The organism is Mucilaginibacter jinjuensis (assembly GCF_028596025.1).
GTDB lineage: Bacteria > Bacteroidota > Bacteroidia > Sphingobacteriales > Sphingobacteriaceae > Mucilaginibacter > Mucilaginibacter jinjuensis.
The window spans coordinates 297211-322910 of the sequence record NZ_CP117167.1 but is presented as its reverse complement, the minus strand read 5'-3'; the positions used below and the strand labels follow the sequence as shown (position 1 = coordinate 322910).

The 25700-nt window shown below is 43.7% G+C and carries 19 protein-coding genes; 14 read left to right on the top strand and 5 right to left on the bottom strand.

The window, feature by feature from the left end; translation table 11 throughout:
• Positions 1-7: 7 nt before the first annotated feature.
• The 5 genes from pnuC to PQO05_RS01435 all read left to right on the top strand — a co-directional run bounded on the left by pnuC (position 8) and on the right by PQO05_RS01435 (position 5607).
• Positions 8-631 carry a nicotinamide riboside transporter PnuC gene (gene pnuC, locus PQO05_RS01455; protein ID WP_273630860.1) on the top strand — a complete coding sequence of 208 codons (624 nt, stop codon included), beginning with the start codon at positions 8-10 and terminating at the stop codon, positions 629-631.
• 2 nt (positions 632-633) lie between these two features.
• A complete protein-coding gene (locus tag PQO05_RS01450; protein WP_273630859.1) occupies positions 634-1740 on the top strand; it encodes an acyl-CoA dehydrogenase family protein in 1107 nt (368 codons plus the stop codon).
• Between the two features lie 287 nt (positions 1741-2027).
• Positions 2028-3707, top strand: coding sequence for an alkaline phosphatase PafA (gene pafA, locus PQO05_RS01445; RefSeq protein ID WP_273630858.1), 1680 nt, complete (start codon positions 2028-2030; stop codon positions 3705-3707).
• A gap of 192 nt (positions 3708-3899) precedes the next feature.
• Positions 3900-4526, top strand: a complete 627-nt coding sequence (locus tag PQO05_RS01440) for a thiamine phosphate synthase (RefSeq protein WP_273630857.1) — start codon at positions 3900-3902, stop codon at positions 4524-4526.
• 34 nt (positions 4527-4560) lie between these two features.
• Positions 4561-5607, top strand: coding sequence for an acyltransferase (locus PQO05_RS01435; RefSeq protein WP_273630856.1), 1047 nt, complete (start codon positions 4561-4563; stop codon positions 5605-5607).
• A gap of 253 nt (positions 5608-5860) precedes the next feature.
• On the opposite strand, the gene PQO05_RS01430 is transcribed toward PQO05_RS01435, so the two are convergent.
• Entirely contained in the window at positions 5861-7630 is a 1770-nt protein-coding gene (locus PQO05_RS01430) for a glycoside hydrolase family 9 protein (RefSeq protein WP_273630855.1), read from the bottom strand.
• Positions 7631-7875: 245 nt separating this feature from the next.
• Between PQO05_RS01430 and PQO05_RS01425 the strand changes: the two genes are divergently transcribed.
• From PQO05_RS01425 to PQO05_RS01405, 5 genes are all read left to right on the top strand, one after another.
• Entirely contained in the window at positions 7876-8619 is a 744-nt protein-coding gene (locus tag PQO05_RS01425) for a FecR family protein (protein WP_273630854.1), read from the top strand.
• Between the two features lie 146 nt (positions 8620-8765).
• Positions 8766-11120, top strand: a complete 2355-nt coding sequence (locus tag PQO05_RS01420; protein ID WP_273630853.1) for a glycoside hydrolase family 3 C-terminal domain-containing protein — start codon at positions 8766-8768, stop codon at positions 11118-11120.
• Between the two features lie 142 nt (positions 11121-11262).
• Positions 11263-13164: a beta-N-acetylhexosaminidase gene (locus PQO05_RS01415; protein ID WP_273630852.1), complete on the top strand. Its 1902-nt coding sequence runs from the start codon at positions 11263-11265 to the stop codon at positions 13162-13164.
• Positions 13165-13320: 156 nt separating this feature from the next.
• On the top strand, positions 13321-13650 hold the full coding sequence (locus PQO05_RS01410) for a YbjQ family protein (RefSeq protein WP_273630851.1): 330 nt from the start codon (positions 13321-13323) through the stop codon (positions 13648-13650).
• A gap of 379 nt (positions 13651-14029) precedes the next feature.
• The gene (locus tag PQO05_RS01405; protein ID WP_273630850.1) at positions 14030-15016 is read left to right on the top strand and encodes a Kelch repeat-containing protein; all 987 of its coding nucleotides are present in this window, start codon (positions 14030-14032) and stop codon (positions 15014-15016) included.
• A 3-nt stretch (positions 15017-15019) separates the two neighbouring features.
• Here PQO05_RS01405 and PQO05_RS01400 read toward each other — a convergent pair whose 3' ends face one another.
• The 3 genes from PQO05_RS01400 to PQO05_RS01390 all read right to left on the bottom strand — a co-directional run bounded on the left by PQO05_RS01400 (position 15020) and on the right by PQO05_RS01390 (position 18695).
• Positions 15020-15892 (bottom strand): CPBP family intramembrane glutamic endopeptidase, encoded by an 873-nt coding sequence (locus PQO05_RS01400; RefSeq protein ID WP_273630849.1) that lies wholly within the window; start codon positions 15890-15892, stop codon positions 15020-15022.
• A 164-nt stretch (positions 15893-16056) separates the two neighbouring features.
• A complete protein-coding gene (ahcY, locus tag PQO05_RS01395; RefSeq protein ID WP_273630848.1) occupies positions 16057-17373 on the bottom strand; it encodes an adenosylhomocysteinase in 1317 nt (438 codons plus the stop codon).
• Between the two features lie 437 nt (positions 17374-17810).
• Positions 17811-18695 carry a M23 family metallopeptidase gene (locus tag PQO05_RS01390; RefSeq protein ID WP_273630847.1) on the bottom strand — a complete coding sequence of 295 codons (885 nt, stop codon included), beginning with the start codon at positions 18693-18695 and terminating at the stop codon, positions 17811-17813.
• A 147-nt stretch (positions 18696-18842) separates the two neighbouring features.
• On the opposite strand from PQO05_RS01390, the gene PQO05_RS01385 reads away from it, so the two are divergent.
• The 4 genes from PQO05_RS01385 (at position 18843) to PQO05_RS01370 (ending at position 24637) form a co-directional block, all read left to right on the top strand.
• Positions 18843-19253: a BrxA/BrxB family bacilliredoxin gene (locus PQO05_RS01385; RefSeq protein WP_273633563.1), complete on the top strand. Its 411-nt coding sequence runs from the start codon at positions 18843-18845 to the stop codon at positions 19251-19253.
• Between the two features lie 856 nt (positions 19254-20109).
• Complete coding sequence (locus PQO05_RS01380; protein ID WP_273630846.1) at positions 20110-21393, top strand: metal-dependent hydrolase family protein; 1284 nt, start codon at positions 20110-20112, stop codon at positions 21391-21393.
• 5 nt (positions 21394-21398) lie between these two features.
• The gene (locus tag PQO05_RS01375) at positions 21399-23876 is read left to right on the top strand and encodes a M1 family metallopeptidase (RefSeq protein ID WP_273630845.1); all 2478 of its coding nucleotides are present in this window, start codon (positions 21399-21401) and stop codon (positions 23874-23876) included.
• A 224-nt stretch (positions 23877-24100) separates the two neighbouring features.
• On the top strand, positions 24101-24637 hold the full coding sequence (locus PQO05_RS01370) for a DUF2911 domain-containing protein (protein ID WP_273630844.1): 537 nt from the start codon (positions 24101-24103) through the stop codon (positions 24635-24637).
• 148 nt (positions 24638-24785) lie between these two features.
• Here the strand turns inward: PQO05_RS01370 and cdaA are convergent, their stop codons facing one another.
• Positions 24786-25577 carry a diadenylate cyclase CdaA gene (gene cdaA / locus PQO05_RS01365; protein WP_273630843.1) on the bottom strand — a complete coding sequence of 264 codons (792 nt, stop codon included), beginning with the start codon at positions 25575-25577 and terminating at the stop codon, positions 24786-24788.
• Between the last annotated feature and the right edge of the window lie 123 nt (positions 25578-25700).

The following is a 25700-nucleotide window of genomic DNA, read 5'->3' as shown; positions in this document are numbered from 1 at the left end:
CGAAACGATGAATCAATGGGTTGAATTATTAACCGAACAAATACGGCAAACCACTTTAATAGAGTGGGTTGCCGTTATTTTGGGCGTTGCCGAAGTTTTACTGGCGAAAAGAAACAATATTTTGCTTTACCCTGCGGGCATTGGTGGTTCGGCTATCGGCATCATCCTATTTATTAAAGCAGGCTTATTTGCTGATGCCGGGCTCAGTTTTTACTACGTAATCGTTAGTATTTACGGCTGGATCATCTGGAGCCGTCGCAAAAATGAACCTCCACTACAAGTGGCCTACGCCAATAAACAAGAATGGTTTATGACTTTGCTCATCGCCTTTGGCGGCGGCATAGCCATTTACTGGATCCTCATCACCTTTACGCCATCAACTGTACCGGTTATGGATGCCTGGGTAACCTCATCGGCATGGGCTGGTACCTGGCTGCTGGCGCGCAGAAGGATTGAAAACTGGGTTGTGCTTAACGTAAGTAATCTCTTCGCCATCCCTTTATTGTTTTATAAACATTTACCGCTGTTTGCTTTGCTAACCCTGTTCCTGTTCATTATCGCCATTTTTGGCTATTTCGACTGGCAGAAGGTTTATCGCACACAACAAAAACTTCAACCTGTAGCCCAATGATTATGACAGATATAGCACATCCATCTGTTTTACTGGAAACCGAATGGGTAGAGATCATCCGCAAGGAAGCCATGGCTGCCGAGCAGGAAGGTATGCTGCAAGCCGGGCAACTCGAGCTCATTTATCAACAGCAATGGTTTAAATTGTTGGTGCCGAAAGTATATGGCGGCCTGGAACTTGACTTGCCCGACCTGATCCGTATGGAAGAAGCCCTCAGCTGGGCCGATGGCAGCTTGGGCTGGGTAGTTACACTTTGCGCAGGTGCTGGTTGGTTCGGTGGCTTTATCAATCCCGAAACAGCTGAACTTATTTTTGCCGACCCTAAAGTTTGCCTCGCAGGCAGCGGCGCTGCAACAGGTACTGCTACCAAAACAACTAACGGCAATTACATTATTAATGGCGACTGGAAATATGCCAGCGGTGTAAAACATGCCACTCAGTTTACCGCCAATTGCATTATTAAAGAAGGCGACGAGATGCTTACCAATCCCGATGGCTCACTCCTGATAAGGCCATTTGTAATCGACAGTCGCAACGCAACATTAATCCCTGCCTGGAAATATGTGGGGATGATGGGTACAGGCAGCCATGCTTTTGAGATCAATGACCTGGAGGTAGAAGCCAATCGTTGTTTCAAGATTGATGGTGATGCCAAGGTGATTGATTCAGTTTTGTACAATTACCCTTTCCGCCAACTGGCTGAAGGGACACTGGCCGCTAATTTATCAGGTATGGCATTGCACTTTATTGATCTGTGCGGTCCGATATTCGAAGAGCGTTCGCAACTACCCAAACTCACTACCGCTAACCGGGTAACGTTAATGTATGCGCTGGAAGAAGTAAAAACTAATATGCAAAACCTGCGTAATGAGTTTTATGCCGCGATTGATCTTTCGTACCGCAATTTTGCATCAGGTTTTGAGTCGCCCGAAGAGTTGCAGGCCGTGAGCCGTACCAGCAGGGCTCTAGCCATTGCTGCCCGTGAAACTGTAGATCAGTTATTCCCTTATTGCGGCTTAATAGCAGCTTCGCCCGATACTGAGATCAACCAGGTTTGGCGAGATTTGCACACGGCAAGCCAGCATTCGTTGCTGACTTTTGCGGAGTAGTGGCGTGAATTAAATCTTGTCATTTCGAACCCTTGAAGGTTGGGAAATGCAGGGCAAGGGTGAGAAATCTTATGCGACATATATTATTATAAAGCATGTCGCAGAAGATTTCTCCTCACCCCAATGCGCAATATCCCCACCAGTTCGTTCGAAATGACAAGTTTATTAACCAGAACTCATTTTACGAGATTCACACCCACACCAATCTTTATCTATTCATAACAAAAATATCACACGCGTTTTTGTTTACAATCCTCATATTTGCCAAATATTAACGTCCGCTTTAAATGAAGATAAAACATTTTGTATTAGGCTTTTTAGTACTGGCAGGTGCATCGGCATCGGCACAAACACGCAAAAAAGCAGCCGCCCCGGCAGCAGCCTCAACGAGCTTAGCTCACCCTAAACTAGTGGTAGGTATTGTGATTGACCAGATGCGCTGGGATTACCTGTACCGCTATTACGACCGCTACCAGGCCGGTGGCTTAAAACGTATGCTGAACGAAGGTTTTACCTGCGAAAACACCCAGATTGATTACCTGCCTACAGAAACAGGCCCGGGCCATAGCTGTATTTACAGCGGTTCGGTACCAGCAATTCACGGCATTGCATCAAATGATTATATTGAACAGGCAACAGGCCGCCACATGTATTGTGCGGGTGATACTACCGTACAATCTGTAGGTACTACTTCAACAGCCGGACAAATGTCGCCGCGTAATTTACAAGTTACTACCATTACCGATGAGTTACGTTTAGGTACCAACTTCCGCTCTAAAGTAATCGGTGTTTCATTGAAAGACCGTGGCGCTATCCTCCCTGCGGGCCATACTGCAAATGCGGCTTACTGGTTTGATGATGCCAGCGGAAACTTCATTACCAGTACTTATTACATGAACGATTTGCCTGCCTGGGTTAAAAGCTTTAACGCCAGCGGCAAACTGCAAAAATATTTAAGCCAGAAATGGAACACTTTGTATCCGATTGATACTTACGTACAAAGCAACCCCGATAACTCACCTTACGAAGGTAAATACCGTGGCGAAACATCACCGGTATTCCCGCATGATTTATCGGTGATCAGCAAAAAAGAAAACAATGGTAACAGCGCAATCCGCAGCTCTCCTTACGGTATCAGCCTGAGCATTGATTTTGCTGAACAAGCGATTGAAAGCGAAAAACTGGGTCAAAACTCAGTTACCGATTTTCTTGCCCTGAGTCTTTCTTCTACCGATTATGTTGGTCACCAGTTTGGCCCTAACGCCGTTGAGACCGAAGATGTTTACCTGCGTTTAGATAAAGATCTGGCTGCTTTCTTCAGCTACCTGGATGCTAAAATTGGTAAAGGCAACTATACCGCATTTTTAACCGCCGACCATGGTGCTGCACACAACCCGAAATTCTTACAGGATCATGGTGTACCTGCAGGCTATGTTAGTCCGGGTGCTATGGCCCGTGATCTGAATGCCTTCCTTGAAAAGAAATTTGATACCAAAGGTTTAGTATTGGATGCCAATAACTATATGATCAACTTCAACAACGTATTGATCAAAAACAAAGGGTTAAGCACCGACGCTATTATTGCCGAAAGCCTTGGTTTTTTAAGCACCCAGCTGGGCGTTTTATATGCGGTTAACTCACGCAATGTAGAGCAAGCCGGTTTACCTGAGTGGATTAAAACCCGCGTTATTAACGGTTACAATAAAGATTACAGCGGCGCTATACAGGTAATATTAAAACCAGGCTATTATGGCGGCAGCCCTAACGCTACAGGCACAACCCACGGCACCTGGACACCGTATGATACCCACATCCCATTGGTATTTATGGGCTGGGGCGTACAACATGGCGCGTTAAACCGCGAAACCCACATGACAGATATTTCGGCTACGCTTGCAGCCATACTGCACCTTCAAATGCCTGATGGCTGCATCGGCAAACCGATTGCAGAGTTGATTAAACGATAAGTCCGGAAGACGGGAAGTCGGAAAAGTCCGAAAGCAGGAGCCAAATTGGGTTTGCTTTCGGACTTTTTTATTTGATCCTTGTGTTGTCTTGCAGTTTTTCTTTCGGACTTCCTCACTTTCCCGACTTTCGGACTAAAGACTATCTTTGCTTCCCGAACCCTCGGACTTTCCCGACCTCCGGACTCTTTTTCTATGAGAAAATACATATCCCGCTTCCATTACCTTACCCAGGATTTGCCCAATCGTTCGCATATTGAGCAGGTGCAGATTGCCTGCGAGAATGGGGCTAACTGGATCCAGTACCGTTGCCTAACCAAACCGGAAGATGAGTTGATTGAAGAGATTCATCACATCGCATCCATTTGTGATGATTGGGGGGCTACGCTGATTCTCACCAATCACTATCATTTATTAGACCGGGTTGATGCCCAAGGCGTACATATTGAAGACCCGGATGCTGATTTTGCTACCATCCGCGAAGTGATAACGGATGAGAAAACATTAGGTGCATCGGCTTATAGTCAGGAACAGATTTTAGCTTTACAAAATACCGATGTTGTTGATTACTGCGGATATGGTCCATTTGCCAGCACTACCACCAGAAACCACGATAAACCCTTACTGGGCTTCAATGGCTATCGTGAACTGGAAACGTTGAGGCTAAATATTCCGGTAATTGCTGTAGGTGGCATCAAATTAACAGATGTTGAACCCTTATTAAGTACCGGGACTATTGATGGCATCGCCGTATCATCGGCCATTAACTTAGCGCCCGATATGGCCAGTGCCGTAAAAGCTTTTTACCGGGAGATACATTAGCAGATGATTACCGATCTGTGATTATATTTGACGGATGTCAGTCCCCAAACCTCAAAATATCGGGTGGATTAGTAACCTGCGCTTCGTATCATTAATTGCCGTGGTAATGCTGCATGCAAGTGCCGTACTGCTATCGCTATACGGGAAAGTACCACTGGGCGATTGGTTTACGGCAGATGTGTTTAACGCCTTAGTGCGTTTTGCAGTACCGGTTTTTGTGATGATTACCGGGGCACTTAATCTTGGCAAGGATTATGAACTGGGCGATTTCCTAAAAAAGCGATTAAGCCGCATAGTTACCCCCTTTTTATTCTGGAGCTTAATTTTTATCGGCTACTCCTGGTATAATGAAGAGATCAGCTTTGATAACGATACCTGGGCTAACATAAAACTGGTATTACACCAGCTGAAATTTGGCAGCTCTTACCATTTATGGTATGTGTACATGTTAATTGGCCTGTATCTGTTTATGCCGGTTATCAACAAGTTCATAAAAGCGGCTACCGAGCGCGAGATTCAATATTTTTTAGCGTTATGGCTGGTGATTATGTTACTCGAACAACCTTATCTATCGCGCTTTAAGCCAGCTGTTGAGTTCCGTTACTTCGAGGGTTATTTGGGTTATTTAGTTTTAGGGTATTACCTGGCGAATAAAGAGTTTCAGCAAAAGCATTTAAAACCGTTAATGCTGTTGGCCTTTGTGGTTTTGGTAGCTGTTATTTCAGTCGGCACTTATTTAGTTACGTTACATAATTATACCACCACGGTGTTTTACGAACCGCTTGGCCCGTTTATAGTGTGCTTATCGGCAAGCATTTTTATCTTCTTCAAACAAAGTTCAATTGCACTGCCCGGATTTCTGGTAACCATCCGCGATTTTACAGGCAAGTATGCTTACGGCGTTTACCTGTGCCACGCTTTGTTTTTGTACCTGCTCGATTTATGGGGAAACATTAGTTATAAGCTTTACGCACCTGTAATTAGTATACCGCTTACGGCTGTGTTGTGCGTTATGCTTTCGGTATTTACGATATGGTTGCTGAATAAGGTGCCTTTTGTGGGTAAGTATATTGCGGGGTAATTCTTGTTTGCTTTATAAGTAAGGGAGGATGTCATGCTGAGGTACTCGAAGCATGGTGGGATGGCCTCTACAATATTCTTGTATGCTTTACAGACCGACGCTTATGCTTCGAGTGCCTCAGCATGACAACGCTCTTTTGAAGGCACACACTATACCGTCATTGCGAGGTACGAAGCAATCGCGAACTATACAGAGCGGCTCTGCTTATCGGGGATTGCTTCGTACCTCGCAATGACGGTAATAGTTTTATAACTTAATCCACACTCATCGCCGTAACCGCATCTAAAAACCATGCGGCATGTGGTAACCATTGCTCGGTCCAGCGCCATTCGTCGCCTTTGTCTTCTTTTTTAAAGTCGATTCCGCTGCCATCGGGATTGCCTTCTTTACCGGTGATACCGTTAGAGATCCCGCCGCGCTGCGAACCGTGGCCAAAGTTAGAGCTCATATAAGGCACATTGTTTTTCCCAAACTGGTACATAAAGCACATGGCATAAGGGTTGCAGCCCAGTATCCAGGAGAGCTGCTGCGAGGCATACACCGCCAGCGAATCTTTGCGGGCCTGGTTATGATCGGCGGCGTAAAGGATTTTGCTGCCTTCAATAGCCGCAGTAGCTAATGAACCTAAGCGGGCATTCTCGCCCTGCCACCACCAGCCGGTTTCATTTTCATGCGGGATGAAGAAACCTTCCTTAATTTCGTCCTTAATTCTGAAAGTTTGCCGTGCATAACCGAATGGGTTGCTCACATCATTCGTCACGTGCAGGTTGTATTCCAGGGCTTTTCTAATTACAGTAATTGTCTTATTGCGCAAGGCCGGGTCTGCTTCCTTATTTAAGTAACGGCATAAAGCAACAATTGGTAGACCGGCATCGGCAGCGTGCCAGAAAGGGCGTGTACCGTCATCAGCAATAAAATAACCGGCGGGGCTTAGGCGCTTGCTGATGTTACCGGCACGTTTGCGGGCTTCATTTCGATATTGCGGATCGTTGGTGCTTGTCCATAATTCGGTGGCAGCCATCAGGGCGCAGTAGTCGTCTATGATGTTTTCTTTGTGGTCGTCATCATATTTCAGGTTATTTTTTTGCAGGTGGGCAAAGGCACGTTTAGCCGCAGCAAGGTATTGCTGCTGGGTGTAATCACCATGCTTAGTCCAGCGGGCAATGCGGGCCAGTGCGGCGATGGCCATGCCTCCGCCCTCGCGATAGGCACATTGATATTCATCAGTAGTAACGCTATTGGCATGCAGGCCAACTACGCGACGGGCATCTGGGTTCTTATTAAAATAACTGAAGACAATCATGCGGAAATAGCCTTCTTTCGAAAGTGCCCGCATCATATAATCGGCGCCGTACAAAGCTTCATTGCGGATCGAATCCTGAACTTTTAAATCTGCCATGAGCTTAGGCAAACGCTCAGCGGTATTTACCATCGACCAGGTAACCAGCGGAATTTGCTGCGGCGATACAAAGTTGGCATAAGCCAGATGCGAGAAATATTTACTTACATCGCCCGAGGCATCGCACCAGCCACCGTGCATATCAACCCGTTCGTTACTGCCGAAGAGGAGGACTTGCTTATCAGCTGCTAACTCAGCCGGGGTATTGGCGCGTTGGTTATGGTAGTAGTGAATGATAGATGGAATAGTGAGTTTAGCCAGCGCATTATTATCAATCACAAATTCTGTCGATTCATACGGTGCATTCGCTATACTGATGGTTATCTTGTATTTTCCTTTGAGTTGGATGGATGAAAAATCGGCGTAATAGTAGAATTTGCCGGGTGTCCAGTCGTCAACCTGCATGGGGCCGCTTAGTACGCCGGTAAATACGGTTTGGTTGGTGGTGGTATTAACAAGGTTGAAAACGCTTTTCCGGGTTAGCTTTTCATCCAACCCAACAACTGCAATTTTGGGCGATTTACTATCAAAGGCTACCTGGTTCACAAATATTTCGGGCGAGGCCAAACTGCGCAAGCTACTCAGCAGACAAAAAACAACAAGGGCAGATTTTAATATTTTCATGTTAATACACCGTAGCGACACAATACTTTGTGTCGTTTTCATTATTGGATAAGTAGAATTGCTGAAAATTAGTTAAAATTTTTGATTGGCGACAAAGCTATCGGCTTTATAAATTTTACAGTTAAAACACCCGCTTAAAACTCTGATGCAGTATTGGTTATAATATTTATATTTGGGATAACCAATTGCCCTAAATACCTTCTGGGTATAAATTTTCTTGAAACCAATTATGATTTACCTCCCGAATGAAGGTGACCGATAATGATATGCCCGATGAATTGCTGGCGAAGTATCTAAAAGGTAAAGCCACGCCCGATGAGAAACTTATCGCTGAAGAATGGATCAATACCAATGATGCCAACAGGCAATATTATGAGCAATTAAAAATTACGATAGAACCTGATAACCACGAGGAGGCCTGGATACGATTGCAAAACCTGATTAGTAAAAATCATGGCGGGCACATTAATAAACCAGAAAATAAGTTTAAAGCGCGTTGGGTACAATTGGTAGTAACCATAATCCTGATCGGATCAATCAGTTATTTTATCCGAACGCGGTTGTACAGCAACGTTACCCTTAATCTCTCGAGCGGCGCAGATGTTGTACATGATGATTTGCCCGATGGTACCCTAATTACACTCAATACCAATTCGCAGCTTTCTTACCCGGCTCGTTTCACCGGTAATAAAAGATCGGTAACACTCAGCGGTGAAGGCTACTTCGAAATTAAACCAGATAAATCAAGACCTTTTATTATCAATATAAAAAACATGTTCGTTAGTGCAGGTTCGGCTTCAGTAGATATTAAAAGCAGTGATAAACAAACCGAAATAGCTGTTGTAAGTGGTGCGGTAAAAGTAATTAGCCACGGTAAAGAAGTGCTGATTAATAAAGGCGAGCAGGCAATTGTAAATGCCGGCAATTCAATACTTACCAAAGAAAGTTATACCGGTAAAAAAACGCCCGCCTGGGCTATTATTCAATAGCGAACGTCAATCCATATCTCAAATTATTTCCTGTCTGCCAACTGGTTGTGAATTTATTTTCTGAAATATTTTTATAATATAATAAATATATCCTACATTGTGTCACTCTAACACAAAGGTTAGAACATTAACCAATTACAACCATTATGAAACCATTTAAGATACTGTGCCTGGCGCTGTTAGTGCCATCGATACTCAGTGCGCAAAAGAACCCGGCGACCAAGCTACCTCAATTGGGTAAAGCACCACTTAAAAGTGTAGTTGCTGCCATGACGCTTGAAGAAAAAGTAAAACTGATTGTGGGTATGGGCTTCAACATTGAAGGTATCCCTCCCGGCATGCTGCCCCCAGTGGACCCCGCTGATAATGTTGCTGAGAAAGTGGTGGGCGCAGCTGGCCGTTCACATGCTGTTTCGCGTTTGGGTATCCCAACACTAACGTTGTCTGATGGCCCTGCCGGGGTACGTATTAACCCGATCAGGCATAAAGACAGTACTAAAACTTATTACGCAACTGCTTTCCCGGTAGGTACACTTTTGGCATCATCATGGGATACTGCTTTGGTAAAACGCGTGGGCGTTGCTTTCGGGCGCGAGGTACTGGAATATGGTATCGATATATTACTGGCTCCGGGTATGAACATTCAGCGTAACCCGCTGGGTGGCCGTAACTTCGAGTATTATTCAGAAGAGCCAATCATTGCCGGTAACATGGCGGCCAGCTTTGTAAAAGGGATCCAAAGCAATGGCGTGGGTACTTCCATCAAACACTTTGCGGCTAACAACGCCGAGTTTAACCGCATGAACTTAAACACGTATGTAAGCGAACGTGCCCTGCGCGAAATTTACCTGAGGGGTTTCGAGATCGCGGTTAAAACAGCACAACCGTGGACGGTAATGTCGTCATACAATTATATTAACAGCACTTATACTTCAGAAAGTAAAGACCTGTTAACTACCATCCTGCGTAACGAATGGGGCTTTAAAGGCTATGTAATGACCGACTGGTTCGGCGGTAAAAATGCCGTAGCACAGGTAAATGCCGGTAACGACCAATTGATGCCGGGTACAACCATCCAAACCAAAGAGGTTTTAGAAGGCGTAAAAAGCGGTAAAATTTCGATGGAGCAGTTGGATAAAAACGTAACGCATATCCTGAACATCATCCTGAAATCACCAACCTTTAAAGGTTACAAATACAGCGACAAACCAGATTTAAAAGCTGATGCGCGCGTGAGCCGCATGGCTGCTACAGAAGGTATGGTATTGTTGAAAAACAACGACAACACTTTGCCTTTAACCGGTACTAAAAGTATTGCCTTATTCGGTAATACATCTTACGACCTGATTGCCGGAGGTACAGGTAGCGGCGATGTGAATAAAGCCTATGTAATTTCTGTAGATAAAGGCTTTGCCAATGCCGGTTATAAGGTTGATGCAACTTTATCAAGCACTTATAAAGCCTATATCACCGACCAGAAAGCAAAACGCCCAAAACCTAAAATGATGTTTTTAGCGCCTGAACCAATTGGCGAGATGCCGCTTAGCGCTGATTTGTTAAAAGCACAAGCCAACAAATCTGACATTGGTGTAATTACTATTGGACGTTTGGCAGGTGAGGGTGGCGACCGTAAAGAGGCTGACGATTTTAACCTGACTGCGGTTGAGCAAACTATGATCAACGATGTAACCAAAGCTTTTCATGACAATGGCAAAAAAGTGGTGGTTATATTAAATATTGGCGGCCCTGTTGAAACTGCCAGTTGGAGAGATAAGGTTGATGGTATCTTGTTAGCCTGGGACCCGGGATTGGAGGGCGGTAACGCCATTGCAGATGTGTTGAGCGGAAAAGTAAACCCATCTGGTAAATTAACGGCTACTTTCCCTATGGCTTATGCCGATGTACCTAACGCTAAAGATTTCCCTGGTAAAGAATTACCTGGCCAAAAATCAACAAACCCATTGATGGGCAACCCTGCCGAGGTTACTTATGATGATGGTATTTATGTAGGCTATCGTTACTTCAACACTTTTGATGTGAAACCAGCTTACGAGTTTGGCTACGGCTTATCGTACACCAAATTTGATTACAGTAAATTAAAACTAAGCAGCGATAACTTTAAAGGCAAAATAACAGCTTCAGTATTAATTACCAATCAAGGCAAAGTGGCCGGTAAAGAAGTTGTTCAGTTATACCTGAGCGCACCACACAAAAACCTGAACAAACCAGAAAGCGAGCTGAAAGGCTTTGTTAAAACCCGTTTATTAAAACCGGGAGAAGCACAACTGGTGAGCTTTGTACTGGATGCACGCTCATTGGCTTCGTTCAATACTGCAACCGAAACATGGGTAGCCGAAAAAGGCGACTATAAAGTAAAAATAGGCGCATCATCACTGGATATTAAAAAGTCTGAGAAGTTCAGCCTGGCCAATGATCTCAATGTATTGAAAGTACATAAGGCTTTAGCCCCGGCTTCAGAAATTAAAGAACTCACCAAATAATCAGCACATTACACTAACTAAACTATACCCGGCGGCCATCCCTAAAAAGTTGGCCGCTTTTTATTTGCATTATCATCGGTATAATGATAATTTGCACTGCTATACTACCAATTAATTAAAATCTCTCACATTTAATTCTTTTATGAAAAAACTGATAGCCCTTGCTTTTATTAGCAGCATTACGGCCGCATCATTTGGTCAGGCTGCTAAAAAAATAGCTGTTATTCCAGAACCTGTAGAACTTACCGAAACAGCGGGCACTTTTACTTTGCCAAAAACTGTTATTATTTCCGGCGCTAATCAACCGGGAGTAGAGGTGGTTTCAACCTATCTTAAAAAGAAGCTCACCACTGCTTCGGCTGTAACTATTTCAGAGAAAGCTTCACCTGCATATACCATTAAGTTTGTGCTGAACAGCAAACCTGAAAGCGTTATCGGTAAAGAAGGTTATCACTTAACCGTATCGCCTAAAAATATCCTGATTACAGCTAATGAGCCTGCCGGTCTATTTTATGGTGTACAAACCCTGTTGCAATTATTCCCTAAAGAAATAGAAAGCCCAACTGTTGTTAAAAAAACGTGGACCTTACCCTGCGCCAGAATAACCGATTATCCGCGTTTCGGATGGAGGGGACTGATGTTCGATGTAGCGCGTCACTTCTTCACTAAGGATGAGGTTAAACAGTACATAGACCAGATGGTGCGCTATAAATTTAACCTGCTGCACCTGCACTTAACTGATGATGAAGGCTGGCGCATCCAGATTAAAAGCTTACCTAAGCTGACTGAGATTGGTGCTTACCGCGTAAACAAAACAGGTTACTTCGGTACTTTTTCGGCCCCAACGCCTGATGAACCACGTAACTACGGTGGTTTTTACACCCAGGATGATATCCGCGAACTGGTTAAATACGCACAGGACCGTTTTGTAAATATTATGCCCGAGATTGATGTACCGGGTCATAGCTTAGCAGCTATATCTGCATACCCGGAACTATCATGCACACCGGGCGCCGAGAACTATCACCCACGTGCCGGCGAGGTTATTATGGATTGGAGCACCAGACCGCCAAAGGCTTTGGTTGATAACACCCTTTGCCCAGCTAATGAAAAAGTTTATGATTTCTTAGATAAGGTACTAACCGAGGTTGCGCCCTTATTTCCTTTCCCATACATCCACATGGGTGGCGATGAGTGCCCTAAAAACTACTGGGAGCAAAGCGATGCCATTAAAGCTTTGATGGCAAAAGAGGGACTGAAAACCCAGGAAGAGGTACAGGCTTATTTTGAGAAACGCCTGGAAAAAATTGTGGAATCAAAAGGCAAGAAATTTATGGGTTGGGATGAGATCTTAGAAGGCGGCCTTGCACCAGATGCCGCCGTAATGAGCTGGCGTAGCATGAAAGGCGGTATCGAAGCCGCTAAAATGCACCATGATGTGGTAATGAGCCCGGTAGACTTTGCTTACATCGATTACATGCAGGGCGACGTGGCCATTGAACCAAAGATTTATGCAACCCTGCGCCTCTCAAAAACTTACGAATTTGAACCCGTGCCCGATAGCATTGAGGATAAATATATTAAAGGCGGTCAGGCCAATTTATGGACCGAGCAAGTATACAACATGCGCCATGCCGAATACATGACCTGGCCTCGTGGTTTCGCTATTGCCGAAGATCTGTGGACTCCGAAGTCAAGAAAGAACTGGGATAATTTTGTTGGCCGAGTAGAAACGCAATTCGATCGTTACAAGGTGGCTGATATTAAATATGCCCCAAGTATGTACGACCCGATATTTACTGCCAGCCAAACACCCGACCAAAAAGTGCAGGTGTTTATGAGCACCGAAATTAAAGGCCTGGACATTTACTATACGTTCGATAACTCATTCCCGGATAACCATTACCCGAAATATACCGCGCCGGTTGTAATACCTAAAGATGCTTTTCAACTGAAGGTAATTACCTACCGTGGCAATGAGCCGATCGGCCGGATGATTACCATACCGGTTACCGATTTAAATAAAAGGGCCGGGAAGAAATAATTTTGAGTTTTGAATGGTGAGTTAGTAAGTGCTAACTCACCATTTTTTATGGATCATTCTTTAATTGGCAATTGAACGGGACAAACATTCATTAACGTACAACCGTTAATGAGTAACAATTTACCTCATTTTCAATCCAATAATAAAAACCCAATCATGGATCATTCATTAATAACAACCAGCACCAGTTTAGAAGGTTATAAAATCACCAAACATTTAGGCATTGTTCGCGGCATAACCGTGCGTAGCCGTAGTGCACTGGGTAATATTGCGGGTGGCTTTCAGTCGTTATTTGGTGGCCGGTTATCTATTTACGTTGAGCTTTGCGAAAACACCCGCGAAGAAGCTTACCAGCTATTAATACAACATGCCCAGGCTATCGGCGCTAATGGCATTATCAATATGCGCTACGATGCCAATGAAATTATGCAGGGCATTACCGAAGTATTGGCCTATGGCACGGCTGTAGTGGTAGAAAAAATATAATCGAAGATAAAAGTGTTTTGACAGTAATAAGGGGCGGCTTAGTTAATAAGCTTCCCCTTATTTGTAACTACCGTATACCACAAGTTTCATCTACTCAATTTATACCCCTTATTAACGCTGTTGCAAGTTGCAGCCGCTTAGTGTTCCCCTAATTTAGGGGAAGGCAATGACAGTGCTATCACTTCTAACATTAACAAGGGGTATAAATTGCAACAAATTAAAAGATATGGGTAAACGGTAATTATCTAATGGGTAAATTTCGTAGGGGATCAGTAATCCAAACGTTAAAACAAGGTTAGCGGTAACAAAATATTACCAACTAAAAAACTTTTATTTAGCAAGGCCCGTTTAGTATATTAGATTATTAAACCACCTGAATATGAAAGCCTTAAAACACACCTTAATCGCACTGTGCTGCCTTATCTCTGGCATGGTTGCGGCACAATCAACCCCACAAACTAAACTCGAATTTAAAACCCTACACGATATGCCTTACCGTTTGGTATGGCCTGCAACAGTTACCGACGGACAGTATATTTATGCCGTTAACGGCTATGTACCTGCTGGTGGCGGCTATAGTGCAAACGCACTTAAATATGACCCGCAAACTGATAAATGGGTTACCTTTAGTCGTAACGTCGGTTACAAAACACAAGCTGCGGCGGTTTATACAGGTGATGGCAATACTTATATATTTGGCGGGCGGGAATTTTCTGGCCACCGCATATTTCAAGGGGTGCAGAAACTGGATATGCGTACTGGCGAAAGCACAATTTTAAATGTATCAAACCCCATTGCTGCCACCTACGCCTGCGCAACAATTTGGGATAATAAAGTATACCTTTTTGGAGGTACAAGAGATGCCAAACAGACCATTGCATCACTTTACCAATTTGACCCAACCATCTTAAAATTCACCAAACTGGCTGATATGCCAGAGAATTTACAAACCGCCGGAACAATAGTTAATGGCGTACTTTATACCTTTGGTGGTTATGATGAGTTTTTACACCGTGCATCGCAAAGCATAAATGCTTATGATATTAAAACCAATACCTGGCACAAGGTTGGTAAGTTTCCACAGAGTGTGTCGGCCAATTGTGTGGCAGCGAGCGGTAACCTCATATTTGTAGTGGGTAATTATGACGATGAAAGCTTTTTAGGTTATTTTGATGTAAATACCCAAAAATTTACCCAGTTAAAATCGAACATGGAACCACGACGTGCAGCAGGCGTGGCTATTATTGATAACAAACTTTACGTATTTGGCGGTACCTCTAAATTTCATAATGAAGTAGGTGGCATGAACAGCGTACAGATTGCAGATATCAGCGCTTTAGTAAATGCATACTCGGCAAGCCGGTAATAATTAAGCAGCTTCCTGTAAAATAGTATCAGCAGCAACCGGTTGTTCCCCGGTTTTGCTGCTGTATATTTTATACACTATAGCAATTGCTACGAGCTGAAAGATGATGCAGGTTACCGATCCCTCAAAACCAAATTTGCCCCCGTTCCAAATGGTATCGTGCGCTCTTTTCATAATGGTTAAGCTATAAATATCTTGCCCGCTTACATGAAAGCCGCAAAGCACACCCTGGCAAAAATTCCAGCTAAAATGCAGGGCCATCGGGAACCAAAGTTTGCGGGTAAATATGTATGACATGCCTAAAAGTATCCCTGCTAAAAACAGATTAACAAAAGGCAGTACCCCAATATGTGGATTGGCACCATGCATTAAACTAAATATAACTGCTGATAATGCTAGCGCTATATATTTATTAAATGAGTCTAAAAAGTTATTAAGCACGTAACCACGTAACAGTAATTCTTCGGTAAAAGCCACAAATGTATAAAGGAGCACGCTGTAGCACAGATCCGCAGCGTTGAAATTGATTCCTTCATAAGATAGCTGTCGAACTGATAACAGCAAAGCTGACCCGCCAATCATAATAATTAAGCCCATCAACAAGCCGTAAACTACATCCCGGCTTATATACCCGTCGTAAAAACCCAGGTCTATCAAATGGCGGCCATCAATATACTTACAGAATAGCCATATCGTAAGCAATGTACCTGACATGGAAGAAAACGACACCACGCAGGTTTGCAAAGTAGTTTGCGGAAGGTTTTGATAAAAATTTTGCCCGGAAGCATAGACACCAATCAGCTCAAAAACGCTAACGATAATAAGATAAGGAATGATGATTTTGAGTACATTTTTCCAGCCTTGCGATTTATCCATAATTAAGGGCAAGATAAAAAACGCCTGCAAATAAGAACGACCTTACAATACTTTTGTAAATACAAGGGATTAGGATATTATACTTTTCCCATAACAAAAAAGGCTCCCGATCCATCGATCAGAAGCCTTTTAACTTTCTACTTTAGCCTTTCGACTATAAAGAATTAATATCTGTAATACTCAGCCTTAAACGGACCTTCTACCGGTACACCGATATAGTCAGCCTGATCCTGGTCAAGTACTTCCAGCTCTACACCAATTTTAGCCAGGTGTAAACGGGCAACTTTTTCGTCAAGGTGTTTAGGTAAAGTATAAACTTTGTTCTCGTATTGCTCGGTGTGTAACCAAAGCTCTAACTGTGCCAATGTTTGGTTGGTGAACGAGTTTGACATTACGAAGCTTGGGTGACCGGTTGCACAACCTAAGTTAACCAAACGGCCTTCTGCCAGTACGATAACATCGCTGCCATCGATCGTATATTTATCAACCTGTGGTTTAATTTCAATTTTGCTTGAACCGTAAGCACTGTTTAACCATGCCATATCGATTTCATTATCGAAGTGACCGATGTTACAAACGATAGCTTTATCTTTCAATGCGCGGAAGTGTTCTTCGCGAACGATGTTACAGTTACCTGTAGCTGTTACAACAATATCAGCTTCTTTAATGGCAGTACCCAGTTTTTTAACTTCAAAACCTTCCATTGCAGCTTGTAAAGCACAGATAGGGTCGATCTCGGTAACGATAACACGTACACCTGCGTTGCGCAATGAATCTGCAGAACCTTTACCTACATCACCGTAACCGCAAACAACAGCTACCTTACCAGCCATCATAACATCAGTAGCACGACGGATCGCATCTACTAACGATTCGCGGCAACCATATTTGTTATCGAATTTTGATTTGGTAACAGAATCGTTAATGTTGATTGCAGGAATTGGTAAAGTACCATTTTTCATGCGTTCATATAAACGGTGAACACCGGTAGTGGTTTCTTCTGATAAACCTTTAACGCCGGCAACCAGCTCCGGATATTTATCAAATACCATGTTGGTTAAATCGCCGCCATCATCCAAAATCATGTTTAATGGTTTGCGGTCTTCGCCAAAGAACAAGGTTTGCTCGATACACCAGTTAAACTCGTCTTCAGTTAAGCCCTTCCAGGCGTAAACAGAAGTACCCGCAGCAGCAATAGCAGCAGCAGCATGATCTTGTGTTGAGAAGATGTTACATGACGACCAGGTAACTTCGGCACCCAGTTCAATCAGGGTTTCAATTAAAACCGCAGTCTGGATAGTCATGTGCAGACAACCTGCAATACGCGCACCTGCTAATGGCTTAGACGGGCCATACTCTGCACGAAGCGACATTAAGCCTGGCATTTCTGCTTCGGCCAGTTCTATTTCTTTACGTCCCCATGCAGCTAATGATGGGTCCTTTACTTTGCTTTTTACGTACGTAGTCTCTACTGATGACATAGTGTTTGTTTTTTTAGATCACAAAACTAACTAATAAGTATATGAAAATGAAATGAATCGGGTTAGATGTGAGATATGAGATTTTAGATGTGAGACTGTTGGAGTAGAATCAAGGATCGGGGGCAGGAATCCAGAAGCCAACGAAACTTGCGCGCGTTTGCAACGCGTGCTTAATACTTCTGGGGATTTATTAATTCCTGTAACAAATAAACTATATGCTCTGCCTGTTCATCCCTAAACCCGATGGGCGCGGCACGGAGTAAAGCAAACAGCGGGGCTACAGTTACCGAAGTACTGCTGCACGTTCGTTTCAAGTAGCAATAATATTATCAAATAAAAAGCCCTGTATTGCTTAAACAATACAGAGCTTCAAATCTTGCGCGCGTTTGCAACGCGTGCTTAATACTTATGGGGATTTGCAATCCCTCAACCTAATTCTATTGATTTAGCGTTAAATACTGCACGGGGTTAACAGGCTTACCATTTCTACGCACTTCGTAATGCAAATGCGGGCCGGTTGAGCGGCCGGTTGAACCTACTTTACCAATAACATCGCCCACAGTTACATGCTGGCCTTCGTGCACGTTGATGCGTGATAAGTGGCCGTACCATGTTTCGATATTACCTAAATGCTGTATGCGTACGCAGTTGCCATAACCGCCTGCTTTGCCTGTAAATATTACCTTGCCGCTGGCGGTGCATTTAACCGGGTCGCCCACTTTACCTTTAAAGTCCAGGCCGGGGTGAAACTCGTTACGGCCGCCAAAATCGAAGGGGTTACCGCGGTAACCGAAAAACGACGTAAAGTTGGCACTGCGCGGATAGCCCATAGGCACCATGGCTACATTATTTACCAACTGCTGCAGATAATTATTGTATTTAGAATACAACTGCAGGTTGCTTACTTTTTTATCGCTGCCGGTTTTAATGCCTCTGAAAGAAACTGCCCTTAAACCGCGTTTGCCCAGGTAATCATTAATTTTTTTGAGGCTGTTTTGGATGCCATCAATATAGTTTAACGCTTTGCTGTTGCTGCTATCGCTCGATGCTGTAATGGCTTCAAGCTTGGTCGAGCTTTCGTCAACCTGGGTTCTCAGGGCCGAGATCTGTGATATTAACTTGGCATTTTCCTGCGCCTTTTGCTCGCTGGCATCGTGCAATTGTTTAACTGTATAGGTTAAAATTGCGGCCAAACAAACGGCTGCAACTGCTGTAAACTTTAATCTTTTAAAATGCTTTTCTTTAACCTGTAATACTTTTGGCTGAAAATCACGCTCCACCAACACCTCGTCCACACCTAAATCCATTTGTTTTAAGTTCATACAATAGTTTAAATTTTTAATCAGGGTTCCGCACCTTATACGGGTGCAGGCATAAAAAGTAACGTCAACGTAATGTTATTATTTTGTTATGCAAAATTATTTCAGTGCGTATTCGTTATTTTTGTAATCCAAATATATAAGAAAATGATGTACCCAGAATATTTAGTAGCTCCAATGCGGGCTGATTTAACAAACGCAGGCTTCGAAGAGCTGTTAGATGCCGATGCGGTAAAAAACGCTGTTGAAAGCGAAGGTACCGTACTGGTAATGGTAAACTCTGTTTGCGGCTGCGCTGCTGCTAACGCACGCCCTGCTGCTAAAGCGGCTGCTGCTTACGAAAAACGCCCTAACAAATTGGTTACCGTATTTGCCGGCATGGAAAAAGACGCCGTTGATGCTGCACGTAACTACATGTTGCCTTACCCTCCGTCATCGCCATCAATGGCTTTGTTTAAAGATGGTAAACTGGTACACATTATAGAGCGCCACCAAATTGAAGGCCGCAATGCGCAAATGATTGCCGATAACCTGACCCACGCTTTCGATCAGTACTGCTAATCAGCATATAATTTAAACGAAAAAAGCTCTGGGTCGTAATCCGGAGCTTTTTTCGTTTTATGAAATTTGTTGTGATGCTATCCTTTTCGCTTTTCTGATATCCACGATCATAAAACATAACAAAAAGCCAATTATGCCAAGCGTTGAGCTTATAACAGCCATTTTTAGTTTTTCGTGGAAAAGATAACAGGATAGAAATACAGATATGGCAAATCCTGCCACTGATCCCAGTGTAAGGCCTGCCCAAAAATTAACTCTGGGGTTTTTACTTTTAAATAGGGTCATCGGTTGTTTTTAATATGGCCTTGTACGTGGGTAATTACACGAAAGGTTACATATTAATTAGCTGATTATCTAAGCGATGCGTTTATTACGCTGCTTGTTATAGGCAAGCCTTATCAATCTTATAGAAGCGATACCTGCGGTTACATATAAACCGCTTTTTATAAAGTAAAATACAATAACAAGAAAGGCCCCAAAATTGGGGCCTTTCTTGTTATACTGAAGTTCCGCTTTTAATTTTTCGGTAAGCGGTTGCTGCCAGTACAAACAGCAGAAAGGCCACACTGCATATCAATAATAAAACATTGATGTGCCTGTAAAAAAACATAAAACCCTTAGTCGAGTTTGCGGCAACTCCTATTATAAATATAATTGCCATTGATAACACTACTCTAAACGAATTCATACTGTCCTCCTTTTCTATCTGTTAAACACTACAGTTGTTGGTCAATTACGATGCCAGTGGTGCCAGGCTGTAAATTCGGCAAGTAAATTATTTACGCCCTGCTAATTGCCAAAAGTTCATATCTTCAAGCTAAACTAACTTACCGTAACAAAATTCAACCCAAAAAGCATGATGAAAAGACTTTTACCCTTGCTATTAATAGCCACTGCCCAACTGGCCGTTGCTCAAAAAACTTATATCCACTGTGGAAAATTAATTGACGGTGTGGCAAATTCGCCCCAAAGCGAGGCAACAATTGTCGTGGAAGGCAATAAAATTATCGCCATAGAAAAAGGCTACACCACCGGAACATCGGCCGACCAGGTGATCGAGCTCAAAAATAAAACCGTAATGCCCGGCCTTATCGATTGCCATGTGCACCTCGAAGATGAGTTCACCAAAAGTTCGGCTTTAGATCATTTCCGTTTTACCGATGCAGATATTGCTTACCATGCCGCAGTACATGCTAAAACTACACTGATGGCGGGTTTTACTACCGTGCGTGATTTAGGCGGAACCGGCGTAAACATCAGCCTGCGTAAAGCGGTTGCCCAGGGTTTGGTTGATGGCCCGCGCATTTATACCGCCGGTCGTGCTATCTCGGCCAGTGGCGGCCACATGGATAGCTCTGATGGGTTCAGGGATGATGCCTTCGCTCACCCGCAAGGGCCGGATGATGGTATTGCCGATGGCAAGGACGAGCTGATTAAAGCCGTTCGCCTGCAATTTAAACGCGGATCAAATGTTATCAAGATAGCCTCTACCGGTGGTGTGCTGGATTTAAGCGAAGATGGCTCTGGTGCACAATTCAGCATTGAAGAAATTAAAGCTGTTGTTGAAACCGCCAAAGATTACGGCCTGAACGTAGCCTGCCATGCACACGGCGCAGAAGGTATCAGACGTGCCATTTTAGGTGGCGTAACCTCGATAGAGCACGGCACTTTTATGGATGCCGAAGACATGGACCTGGCCAAAAAGAATGGAACTTATTTAGTACCTACCATTATTGCCGGTCGTTCGGTAATGGATTCGGCCAAGGTTAAAGGCTATTTCCCGCCGGTAATTGCACGCAAGGCTTTAGAGGTTGGCCCGCAAATACAAAACACTTTTGGCAAGGCTTATAAAGCGGGTGTAAAAATTGCTTTCGGTACCGATGCTGGCGTTTACCCACATGGCAAAAACTGGATGGAATTTGGTTACATGGTAGAGGCCGGTATGCCGCCAATGGAGGCAATTAAAGCTGCAACCACCAGCGCTGCTGACTTATTAGGCATAACGGCAATAACAGGTAGCATTACTAAAGGTAAATTTGCGGATATTGTGGCCGTTGACGGAGATCCGCTGCAAGACATCAAAGCAATGGGCAATATGGCCTTTGTGATGAAAGAAGGAAAGATTTACAAGAACCAATAATTATTATGCATTTAAAATACCCCGCTTTAGCGATAGCTGCCTTATTTACGGCATCGCTTAAAACATCGGAAGTACAGGCACAAACCGAGACAAATGCCGACCCGATGAGCATTTACCGCGAAACGGTAACCAAGGTGAACGACCTGGTACATACCAAACTGGATGTTAGATTTGATTATAAAAAACGCTACCTGTATGGCAAGGAGTGGGTTACTTTAAAGCCCCATATATATGCTACAGATTCATTAAGGCTGGATGCCAAGGGGATGGATATTCATAATATCTCGGTGGTAAAAGAGGGTAAAAACGTTCCGCTGAAGTATACTTACGATCAGATGTCGTTAAACATCCACCTCGATAAAAAATATACTAATGCCGAGAGCTATACCATTTACATCGACTATACATCAAAACCCGATGAGATGAAAGCCGGCGGCAGCGCGGCTATTAATTCGGATAAGGGCTTGTTCTTTATCAATCCGGACAGCACCGAGAAAGGTAAACCTGTACAGGTCTGGACACAGGGCGAATCTGAAAGCTCATCAAAATGGTTCCCTACTATTGATAAGCCGAACCAGAAGACTACCGACGAGATCAGCATGACTGTGCCTGCTAAATATGTAACGCTATCAAACGGTCGCCTCGCTTCGCAGAAAAAGAATGCCGATGGCACCCGTACCGATACCTGGAAACAAGATCTGCCGCATGCACCATACCTGTTTATGATGGCTGTGGGTAATTTCAAAATTTACCGCGATCAATGGCGCGGCAAAGAAGTAAGCTATTACCTCGAACCCAAGTATGCACCTTACGCTAAAGATATTTTCGGCTTTACACCAGAGGTGATGGAGTTTTACTCTAAAACCCTGGGTGTTGATTATCCTTGGAATAAATACGCGCAGATTGTTGTACGTGATTACGTAAGCGGTGCGATGGAAAATACTTCTGCCACGCTACACGGCGAGCAGGTACAACATACCCGCCGCGAACTGATTGATGGCGGCGACGAAAGCCGGATTGATATTGTGCACGAACTGTTCCACCAGTGGTTTGGCGATTATGTTACTGCCGAAAGCTGGAGCAACCTAACCGTTAACGAATCGTTCGCCGATTTTAGCGAAACCATGTGGATGGAACACAAAAACGGTATGGATGCAGGTAACGAGTATAACTACAGAGCAATGGAGAAATACTTATCATCGCCTAAATTGTATACCGAGCCATTGGTACGCTTCCATTATGATGATAAGGAAGATGTTTTTGACGCTGTGACTTATGAAAAAGGCGGCCGCATTTTAAACATGCTGCGCCATTACTTAGGTAATGAAGCTTTTTATAAGGGCCTCAACATTTACCTTAAAACCAACGCCTTTAAAACCGGCGAAGCTCAGCAAGTACGTTTAGCTATGGAAGAAGCCAGCGGAAAAGATTTGAACTGGTTCTTCAATCAATGGTACTACAGGGCAGGCCACCCGGTATTAAACATCAGCTATCAATGGAATGAGGATACTAAAACCCAAAAGGTTTTCTTACAACAAACCCAGGATGGTGATACCTTTATTTTGCCGCTGAATGTTGACATCTACAACAACAGCAACAAAGAACGCAAACAAGTTTGGATGCGCAGCAAAGCTGACACCTTAACCTTTAAACTGGGCGCTAAACCTAATTTAGTGAATGTGGATGCTGATAAGGTTTTACTGGCCCTTAAGGTCGACAATAAAACACCGGCCGAATTTGCTTACCAATACTTTAACGGCCCGCTTTACCTCGACAGGCATGAAGCGCTGGAAGCCCTTGCCCCTCACCAGGATAATGAAGGTGCGCGTAAAGTGTTAATTGCAGCCTTGCAGGATAAGTATGCGCCACTGCAAATTGAAGCCATAGAAGGCCTTAATTTAAAGAACGATGATATGCGCAATGCCGCCCTCCCAATTTTGGCGACTGTTGCACAAAACAGCAAAAACACACTGGTACAGGCTGCAGCATTAAACGTGTTGGCCAAACAAAAATCGCAAACTTATTACAGCCTGTTTAAACAAGCTATAGGCAGCGAATCGTACGCCGTACAAGCTGCTGCTTTAAACGGCATTTACCAGCTTAATCCTGCCGAAGGTTTAACTTATGCCAACAAACTAAAAGCCGATAGCGAAGGCCCATTAAAAATACGTGTGGTTTACATTTTGGCAGCCAGTGGCGAAGACAAAGAATGGCCATTTGTTTACGAGCAATTTAAAGTATCGCGCCGTGCAGAACGTGTGGAGTTGCTCCAAAACTTTGCCACCCTGACAGCTCACGTAAAATCGCCGGCTTATGCCCAACAAGGTATCGCTGAACTATTAAAAACCGGCAAAATGGTTAGAAATGTTGGTTTTGTAGCTGTAATAAGTGACTATCTCAACAACATTCGCGAAGCACGTTTAAAATTGAATGATGATGCATCGGCGAAAGCTGCTGAAGATGCGATAAAGGAATTGAAGTAAATTAGGTTTGCGTCATCATCTAAAACGTCATTGCGAGGTACGGCCTGTCCCGAATTTACTTCGGGGAAGCAATCGCGAACTTTACAGAGCCGCTCTGTAGGCCGGGGATTGCCTCGTTCCTCGCAATGACGTTTTAAGTATATGACAGCCTTTTCTTTTTATATTTTTATTCAGCAATATCTTGTAACTTGCTTCTTAATTAACCAATTCAAACATTGAATCGCATGAAAAGTATCGTTTTAAAAAAATCACTTCTGCTGTCATTTTTCAGCATGCTGATGGCCGTAACCGTTATGGCACAGGATAAACCAGCCCCGGCAAGCCCTGCCCAGGTAGCAACCGGAACAATTAAAGGCGCTACAGTAACTATTAACTACAGCAGCCCTGCCGTTAAAGGCCGTACAATATGGGGTGGCTTAGTACCTTATGATAAAGTTTGGCGTGCAGGTGCTAACCAGGCAACCATCTTTACAACCGACAAAGCGTTAACCATCCAGGGTAAAACCTTGCCAGCAGGTAAATACAGCTTATATGCAACTCCGGGCGAAAAAGAATGGAAAATTATTTTCAACTCACAAACTGGCCAGTGGGGTATTAACCGCGATGGTTCAACTACAGACGATGCCTCTAAAGATGTTTTAGTGGTAACCGCTAAACCAGTAAAATCATCAGAAACGAATGAGCGCCTGGTTTACAAAATCTCTGACAAAGGCTTTGCTTTAGAATGGGATAACCTGAGTGTACCTGTTTGGGTGAAGTAAGATACAAACCCAATTTTGTCATTGCGAGGTACGAAGCAATCTCGTAGCATGCATATCAAATAACCACAGCTACGAGATTGCCACGTCGTTCCTCCTCGCAATGACAAACTTTAAAAGAAGAAGGCTGCCAATTGGCAGCCTTCTTCTTTTAAAAATCTTTATTCAACAACTTTTCCAACTCCGCAAAGCTAATATTCATTTTCACCCGCCCTTGTTTGGCGTAAGAGATCTCACCCGTTTCTTCGGATACAATGATGGCTGTTGCTTCATTAGCCTCGGTTACACCGATACCTGCGCGGTGGCGTAAACCGAATTGCGGCGGCAGGTTGGTATTATCTGTCAACGGTAAAATACAGCTGGCCGATTTAATTTTATTGCCCGATATAACCACCGCACCATCATGCAGCGGACTAGTTTTCTGGAAGATACTTTCTAACAAACGTTTAGAAATCTTGGCGTCAATCACCTCGCAGCTGTTCTGGTAAAACTGCTCGTCATAAAACTTAGCGAATACAATTAATGCACCTGTACGGGTTTGTTTCAGGCTTTTGCAGGCATCAATAATAGGCTTTATGCGGATGTAGTTGTTCTTCTCCGTTTCTGCTTTGCCGAAGAAATATTTCCACCAAGCCTTGTTTCGCTGCAAGGATGCATTCTTCCCTACCAGCAACAAGAACCGCCTTATCTCTTGCTGAAATACCACAATAACAGCAATAATACCCACATTCATAAAGTTGCCCAGAATGTTGGTAAGCAGGGTCATGTGCAGCGCTTTTACCACAAAGTATAGCAGGCAGATGATAGCCAAACCGATAAAAATATTGGCAGCAATAGTGCCCCTGATCAAGTTATACAACTGGTAAATAATAAGGGCTACCAGCACGATATCGAGGATATCGAAGAAGTTAAATTTCAGGAAACTAAAGTCGAAGTAATGCATGCACCGCAAGTTATAAAGAATTTATTTATCTGCCCAAATGCAAATCATCAGCGGGATGCAATAGTTAATGAGGTTTCTGAAAATGAGCGCTTAGTAGGGCTCGGCACCTGTAGCCCCGCTGTT